We start from the raw sequence: 7,938 nt of genomic DNA on the forward strand, positions 1-7,938 counted from the left end.
TCTCTATCTAGGTTATAACGATCAGGCTCACGTTGCAAGCTGTGTGACAAAAGAACCGCTAAAATCAGTAAAATACAGTACAATTCGCCAGCTTCATATACAAAAAAACGCCTTTTCCAGCGGAAAGAGGCGCTCGATATCGTCCTTGCCATTTCAAGCTTCTTTTATGGAGAAGAAGGTCCCCCGAATAAATCAGTAACCTTGTACCATATCCAATCCAAGGTTTGATCAATACTTTTAACCTGTCCTGCAATATGAGCGGTGGACGCTTGATAATAAGAACCATCAATTACAGTTACATTTCCTTCCACATCGCCGTATACACGGGCTTCACCATTTTGCACTGTTAGATCTCCGGCAATGGATTTCCCTTCAGGCACAATCACAGTATCACCCTGAATAACGACTTGATCCAGTTGGCTTCCTTTGACTACCAATTGATGGTCCGTGCTAGAAAAGCTGGCCATGCTTGAGCATATAACAATAAGGAAGAAGGCAGCGGCTGTTACAGCGGGATGCCTTTTCACCCACGTCAGCATAGGCACCGCAGTCTGTCTTTTATGCGGTGGCAAAGCATTCATAATGCGAAATGTCAGCTCATCTGATACACACGGCACTTGATGATAGCGTGTACCGTAAAGCATCGCATCCGTCCGCTCCAGCTCTTTAAAACGCATGCGGCATTCCGGGCAGTCTAACAAGTGCTGTTCCAACTCATGTTTGTCCTGCTCAGACAGGTCGCCATCTAGATAGTCATGCATAAAAGAGACGGCTTGTTTGCAATCCATATGAGCCAATCCTTTCTAATATTCTTCCGTGTTTCTTAACATAACATGCTCCGGCTTAGAAACTTTGCTCATCTTACATACGTTACAACGAGCATTATGTTTCATAAAAACATCTACGCAGACTCTTTTCCTAGAATCTATGCGCATGATCTATAGCTTGTGCTCCAGTTTTTTGCGCAGAAAATCCCGGCCCCTGTGTACTCTTGTCTTAATCGTGGTGACTGGGAGATTGAGCACATCGCTGATTTCCTGTAAGGAAAGCTCCTGCAAGTACCGTAAAACCATAATCGTCCTATATTTATCCGGAAGGCTGTCAATGGCGTCATGAATTAAAGCCTGCGTTTCGGACAGAAGCGTACTCCCCTCGGGGGTAAGCTCTTCACTGGCGAGCATGGCGTACCCATCGACACCTTCCTGATCATTCATTTCAGCATCAAGTGAGTATGTAGGTTTTCTCCTTCGCAGACGATCAATGCACAGATTTGTAGCAATTCGATAAATCCAGGTTGAGAACTTCTGTCCATGATCGTATTTTTCCAAATTACGATACACACGCAAAAAAGTTTCCTGCACCAGATCCTCCGCCTCATGGCGATTACCTAGCATCCGGTAGGAAAGATGAAAAATCCGATCTTTATATAACTCGACTAACTCCGCAAAAGCTCGCTGATCGCCTTTCTGTACCAGCCTCACCAAGCGGCTTTCCATATTATCCACTCTATACTCCCCCAGACTTGCTGATGGGTTACTTACTACATGTTTATGATTATTCATCGTAGTTTAATTTTATCCGGAAATCAACTGTAGTATTGTTACTAACTGCAAGCACACCTGCCATTAATATACAAACAGCACAATCGGGCACCCCATGAGTACCCGATTGCCTGTATTCGTACAACCACACTATATCAGCCCGTATTTCTTAAGCCTGCGGCAATTCCGTTAATCGTCAACAATACCTCACGCAGCATTTCAGTGTCATCACCGTTCTGATCCCGCAGCTCCCGTAGCTCACTTAGCAATTGAACCTGCAAGTAACTTAACGGATCGACATAAGGATTACGTAACCGGATAGATTCCTGAATAACCGGCACGTCGTCCAAAATCTCGGATTGTCCGGTTATTTTCAAAATCAACTCAGATGTCAGCTTGAACTCCGCTGAAATCTGCCCGAAAATGCGCTGCCGGGCCTCTTCGTTATCCGACATCCCAGCGTACTCTTCTGCAATCAGTAAATCCGCTTTAGCGATTGCCATTTGCAGTGTATCAATAAGTGACCGGAAGAAAGCAGAGTCCCTAAACATCGTTTGCAGCACTTTAAGGTTATCCTCATTGTTTTGATAGAAGCTTTGCAAACCTGTTCCAGCCGCATACCATGCAGGTAATAAGTAACGGCTTTGTGTCCATGCAAAAACCCATGGAATGGCACGCAAGTCCTCAAAACGTTCGCTGTTCTTACGCTTGGACGGACGAGATCCAATATTCAGCTCGCCCACCTCAGGCAACGGTGTAGATTCTTTGAAGAAGTTGAAGAAATCTGGATCTCGGAAAATCAAATCCTGATACTTATCCAGTGATACTTGGGAAATGCGGGCGATAATCTCCTCCCAGCTCTCCTCAAACACTTCCTTCTTCCCGGAACGATGATATGCCACAGCCGTAATCAGCGCCGATGTTGCCTGCTCCAAGCTCCGGTATGCGATGCCTCTGAGCGAGTATCGCGATGATAGTACTTCGCCTTGCTCCGTAATCTTGATTCCGCCTCCAATCGTATGAGGAGGCTGAGCCAAAATACTGCGATTAAGTGGCATCCCACCACGACCCAGCGCACCTCCACGACCGTGGAAAAACTTCACTTTTACGCCAAACTCATTAACTACTTCCGTAATGCTGTTCATAGCAACCCGAAGTTCCCAGTTCGCTGTAACCACACCGCCATCTTTATTACTGTCCGAGTATCCCAGCATAATCTCCTGAAGCTGGTCCATCGCAGCCACAGATTGTCGATATACAGACAGGTTCATCAATCTTCTCATAATATCAGGTGCAGCGTGCAGATCATCTATCGTTTCGAACAAAGGAACAGATTGCAGCGTACAGATAACAGTGCCATCCTTCTCGATGCGGAACAGGCCCACCTCTTTGGATAAGACCATAACCTCCAGTAAGTCACTGGCTCCCTGAGTCATACTGATCAAGTAGCTTGTAATGGACTGCTTGCCGAATTCCTCCTGAGCCAAATAAATCGTACGATATACGTCAAGACATTCCTGTGTGCTATCGCTATATTTTAAATACGGTGAAGTAATCGGACGAGGTTCATTCAGCAGCTTTTCCAGCAGATTTATTTTTTCTTCTTCTGACAGCTTACTGTAATCCGACACAATATTCATTTTAGAAAGAATTTCAGTCATCGCATTTTCATGTTCTTGACTATGCTGACGCACATCCAGCGTAGCTGTGTGGAATCCAAACAACTCTACCTGGCGAATCATCTTTTGAATATATGTGTTTGCTACATAATCGGCAAAATGATGACGCAGGCTGTTGTCAATAACATTTAGGTCTGCAATGAGCTCTTCCGCAGAATTATAACGCTCATTGGTGCCCTGTTTGCTTTCATCCAGGATGTTGTTCACTTTAGCAATCATAAATGCTAGTTTAATGCGATAAGGCTCTTTTTCGTTATGCCATACTTCCATCTTTTTAAGTGTAATGTGAGTACGGTCTTCTTCAATAGAAGCAAGCAGATCATCGGAAACTCGCACAATGCTGGTGCTGAAACTCAAGTAACCCATGAGTTCCTTTAACGTGTGCTGATATTCTCTCAAAGCCAGCTTGCGCTGCATACGTAACGTTTCCCAAGTCACATGAGCTGTCACAGACGGATTGCCGTCTCGGTCTCCACCGATCCAGGAACCAAATCTCAGATAAGTGGGTATATGCCATTTTTGTTCGGGATAATATTTGTCCAAGCATCGTTCCAATTCTTGGTATACATCTGGCAGTACATGAAACAAGGTCTCGTGAAAATAATACATTCCGTTTCTTACTTCATCTAATACAGTTGGCTTGCGATCACGCAGCTCATCTGTCTGCCACAGCGTAATTACTTCGTTAAGCAGATTCTCCCGTACCTGTTCACGCTCACGCAAGGTAAGCATCGGATTATCCAGCAGCATGACGTCCTCGGAAATGCGCTTGTGGATATCCAGAATTACTCGTCGTGTCGCTTCTGTAGGATGTGCGGTCATGACCAGCTCCAAAGAGAGCTCTTTCAGCAAGTTGCTAACGTCCTCAGCGGAGAAGCCACCTTGTTTAAGCTCCTGAACGGAACTTTCAATGGAACCGGGCTGAACATCTTCACCAGCGGAATGCTCATAATCCCGCTTACGACGAATACGATGGTTTTGCTCAGCGATATTCACCAACTGAAAATAAATCGCAAACGCGCGAATAACCTGGTGACGAATATCCGTATCCAGTCCGCTGACCATTTGTTTGAAATTCTCATACAACTCCGGCTGATACCCGGCACGTAACGATTTACTTGTCTCACGTATTTTCTCCACGATATCCAAAAGTTCGTTGCCACCCTGATGAACCAAAACCTCACCAAGAATATTCCCTAGAAAACGAACGTCCCGCCGTAGCAGATTGTTGGATTGGTTTTTGTTAGCGGTTAACGTAAGCTCAGTCATGCTTTTCCCCCCATCTGATCTGTTCCACACCATATACAGTTGTAGCAAAGGTACGTATACACACGAAATTTGACACTTTCTTAACATCATACAATAAAAACGCATGAAAAGCTGTAAAATTTACAGTAAAAAATCATCTTTTTGAATTACTTCTTTCGAGAAAATATTGGATTGTTATGAATAAATATGAACTTAATAAATAGAAATGAATGTATACACTAGTGATGCGTGAAACATTATGCACAGCCTCTTATAAAGAGTGTGTTTTTAAAGGTACAAATTCATGCAACATGGTGTGCATATGTTTATTATTTGTTGACAAAGTCAACTCTATTAGCCTTCTATCCACAAAGATATACACAAATTAGCCATTTTCTCAGTGTTTCTAAGGTGTTTCCTCTTTAACACTTCGATTTTTACCCACATAAATAAAGGGAAATGTGTACAACCCAAGAGCAACTGTCGAGTTATCACCATGAATTCATACCATAATAGCTATAGGATTCCTATATTCAAAGGATTTGATCACGAAATTAGCCTTACTGCAGAAGAAAGGGGTACGTTAGAGGGGAAATTCGGGATCTAGGTGTCAAAAGTAACAAGAGCCTATGTACAATATGCACAAGTCATCCCCAACTGTGCATGACAGGAGAGATAATTGCACTAGCTTATATACATAGAAGTACATGTAATGTGGACAAAATAAAAAGAAGCCTTTCGGCTTCTAAGTAATCGGTAAGCGGGTGATGGGAATCGAACCCACGCTATCAGCTTGGAAGGCTGAAGTTCTACCATTGAACTACACCCGCAAAATAGTATCGGGATGACACGATTTGAACATGCGACCCCCTGGTCCCAAACCAGGTGCTCTACCAAGCTGAGCTACATCCCGATATAATTTTTTAAAATATGGCGCGCCCTGAGAGATTCGAACTCCCGGCCTTTTGATTCGTAGTCAAACGCTCTATCCAGCTGAGCTAAGGGCGCAAATATGGAGCGGACGACGGGAATCGAACCCGCGACCCTCGCCTTGGCAAGGCGATGCTCTACCGCTGAGCCACGTCCGCAAAAACAAGATGCGCGTGGAGGGACTTGAACCCCCACGTCAAAGACGCTAGATCCTAAGTCTAGTGCGTCTGCCAATTCCGCCACACGCGCATGTAATACAATGGTGAGCCATGAAGGACTCGAACCTTCGACACCCTGATTAAAAGTCAGGTGCTCTACCAACTGAGCTAATGGCTCTTAATGGCTGGGGATATAGGATTTGAACCTATGCATGACGGAGTCAAAGTCCGTTGCCTTACCGCTTGGCTAATCCCCAATATGCATATGATTCACAATTCCCCAAGATTTCATCCAGGTAAGAGGATGAAAAATGGTGGAGGCTGAGGGGCTCGAACCCCCGACCCTCTGCTTGTAAGGCAGATGCTCTCCCAGCTGAGCTAAGCCTCCATAATATCCTATGACCCGTAGGGGATTCGAACCCCTGTTACCTCCGTGAAAGGGAGGTGTCTTAACCCCTTGACCAACGGGCCATCCTATAACAAGCTCTCAACCGGGTTCGAACCGGTGACCTCATCCTTACCATGGATGCACTCTACCTGCTGAGCTATGAGAGCAAATGGCTCCCCGAACAGGACTCGAACCTGTGACAACTCGATTAACAGTCGAGTGCTCTACCAACTGAGCTATCAGGGAATATTAATCATAAAGCTCTGCTTGGCGACGTCCTACTCTCCCAGGACCCTGCGGTCCAAGTACCATCGGCGCTGGAGGGCTTAACGGTCGTGTTCGGGATGGGTACGTGTGGAACCCCTCCGCTATCGCCACCAAACATGAATTTGCTGTGCAAATTCTACCGTACGGTTATTCGGTTCATCACTTATCGTGTGAATGAATAGCCATGCGCTTGTCGTATGTCACTTGTACATACCTTCAAGGTTACACCCTGAAAACTGGATCCGAAACTCATTTGCGTTTTATTTTAGGATAAGCCCTCGACCGATTAGTATTGGTCAGCTCCATGCATTACTGCACTTCCACCCCCAACCTATCTACCTCGTCGTCTTCAAGGGGTCTTACTAATTGGGAAATCTCATCTTGAGGGGGGCTTCACGCTTAGATGCTTTCAGCGCTTATCCCTTCCGTACATAGCTACCCAGCGGTGCTCCTGGCGGAACAACTGGTACACCAGCGGTACGTCCATCCCGGTCCTCTCGTACTAAGGACAGCTCCTCTCAAATTTCCTACGCCCACGACAGATAGGGACCGAACTGTCTCACGACGTTCTGAACCCAGCTCGCGTACCGCTTTAATGGGCGAACAGCCCAACCCTTGGGACCTACTTCAGCCCCAGGATGCGATGAGCCGACATCGAGGTGCCAAACCTCCCCGTCGATGTGGACTCTTGGGGGAGATAAGCCTGTTATCCCCAGGGTAGCTTTTATCCGTTGAGCGATGGCCCTTCCATGCGGTACCACCGGATCACTAAGCCCGACTTTCGTCCCTGCTCGACTTGTAGGTCTCGCAGTCAAGCTCCCTTCTGCCTTTGCACTCTTCGAATGATTTCCAACCATTCTGAGGGAACCTTGGGGCGCCTCCGTTACTCTTTAGGAGGCGACCGCCCCAGTCAAACTGCCCACCTGACACTGTCCTCGCACCGGATTACGGTACCAAGTTAGAACCTAGATACGATCAGGGTGGTATCCCAAGGATGCCTCCCTTCAAGCTGGCGCTCAAAGTTCAACGGCTCCCACCTATCCTGTACAGATCGTACCCAAATTCAATATCAAGCTGCAGTAAAGCTCCATGGGGTCTTTCCGTCTTGTCGCGGGTAACCTGCATCTTCACAGGTATTAAAATTTCACCGGATCTCTCGTTGAGACAGCGCCCAAGTCGTTACGCCATTCGTGCGGGTCAGAATTTACCTGACAAGGAATTTCGCTACCTTAGGACCGTTATAGTTACGGCCGCCGTTTACTGGGGCTTCGGTTCATAGCTTCGCCCCGAAGGGCTTACCACTCCCCTTAACCTTCCAGCACCGGGCAGGCGTCAGCCCGTATACTTCGCCTTGCGGCTTCGCACAGACCTGTGTTTTTGCTAAACAGTCGCTTGGGCCTTTTCACTGCGGCCCCCTCGGGCTATTCACCCTACCGAGGCACCCCTTCTCCCGAAGTTACGGGGTCATTTTGCCGAGTTCCTTAACGAGAGTTCTTCCGCGCGCCTTAGAATTCTCTTCTCGCCTACCTGTGTCGGTTTGCGGTACGGGCACCTTCTCCTGGCTAGAGGCTTTTCTTGGCAGTCTGAGATCATGACCTTCGCTACTACAATTTTCGCTCCCCATCACAGCCCAGCCTTAACGATGTGCGGATTTGCCTACACACCAGCCTCACTGCTTAGACGGACATCCATCAGTCCGCGTCACTACCCTACTGCGTCACCCCATC

Annotated in this window: 3 protein-coding genes, 11 tRNA genes and 2 rRNA genes (1 of these 16 running past the window's edge); all 16 read right to left on the bottom strand. The window is 46.8% G+C overall.

Annotated features, from left to right (window positions below; translation table 11 throughout):
* Window positions 1–164 precede the first annotated feature (164 nt).
* Window positions 165–788: an anti-sigma factor gene (locus tag KAI37_RS22555; protein ID WP_013312128.1), complete on the bottom strand. Its 624-nt coding sequence runs from the start codon at window positions 786–788 to the stop codon at window positions 165–167.
* A 150-nt stretch (window positions 789–938) separates the two neighbouring features.
* Entirely contained in the window at window positions 939–1,505 is a 567-nt protein-coding gene (gene sigW / locus KAI37_RS22560; protein ID WP_016818747.1) for an RNA polymerase sigma factor SigW, read from the bottom strand.
* A 191-nt stretch (window positions 1,506–1,696) separates the two neighbouring features.
* Complete coding sequence (gene ppc, locus KAI37_RS22565) at window positions 1,697–4,489, bottom strand: phosphoenolpyruvate carboxylase (protein ID WP_025720022.1); 2,793 nt, start codon at window positions 4,487–4,489, stop codon at window positions 1,697–1,699.
* A 738-nt stretch (window positions 4,490–5,227) separates the two neighbouring features.
* Window positions 5,228–5,298: transfer RNA gene (locus KAI37_RS22570), tRNA-Gly, on the bottom strand.
* 9 nt (window positions 5,299–5,307) lie between these two features.
* Window positions 5,308–5,381: transfer RNA gene (locus KAI37_RS22575), tRNA-Pro, on the bottom strand.
* A gap of 18 nt (window positions 5,382–5,399) precedes the next feature.
* A tRNA-Arg gene (locus tag KAI37_RS22580) sits at window positions 5,400–5,476 on the bottom strand.
* Window positions 5,477–5,481: 5 nt separating this feature from the next.
* Window positions 5,482–5,556, bottom strand: a tRNA-Gly gene (locus KAI37_RS22585).
* A 10-nt stretch (window positions 5,557–5,566) separates the two neighbouring features.
* Window positions 5,567–5,647, bottom strand: a tRNA-Leu gene (locus tag KAI37_RS22590).
* Window positions 5,648–5,658: 11 nt separating this feature from the next.
* Window positions 5,659–5,734: transfer RNA gene (locus tag KAI37_RS22595), tRNA-Lys, on the bottom strand.
* Between the two features lie 4 nt (window positions 5,735–5,738).
* Window positions 5,739–5,813: transfer RNA gene (locus tag KAI37_RS22600), tRNA-Gln, on the bottom strand.
* Window positions 5,814–5,868: 55 nt separating this feature from the next.
* Window positions 5,869–5,944 (bottom strand) — tRNA-Val (locus KAI37_RS22605).
* Between the two features lie 11 nt (window positions 5,945–5,955).
* Window positions 5,956–6,027 (bottom strand) — tRNA-Glu (locus tag KAI37_RS22610).
* An 11-nt stretch (window positions 6,028–6,038) separates the two neighbouring features.
* Window positions 6,039–6,111, bottom strand: a tRNA-Thr gene (locus tag KAI37_RS22615).
* Window positions 6,112–6,114: 3 nt separating this feature from the next.
* Window positions 6,115–6,190, bottom strand: a tRNA-Asn gene (locus tag KAI37_RS22620).
* A 19-nt stretch (window positions 6,191–6,209) separates the two neighbouring features.
* A 5S ribosomal RNA gene (rrf, locus tag KAI37_RS22625) occupies window positions 6,210–6,326 on the bottom strand.
* Between the two features lie 151 nt (window positions 6,327–6,477).
* Window positions 6,478–7,938: ribosomal RNA gene (locus KAI37_RS22630) — 23S ribosomal RNA — on the bottom strand (it continues 1,470 nt past the right edge of the window).

Source organism: Paenibacillus sp. S25 (assembly GCF_019454085.1).
Taxonomy (GTDB): domain Bacteria; phylum Bacillota; class Bacilli; order Paenibacillales; family Paenibacillaceae; genus Paenibacillus; species Paenibacillus polymyxa_B.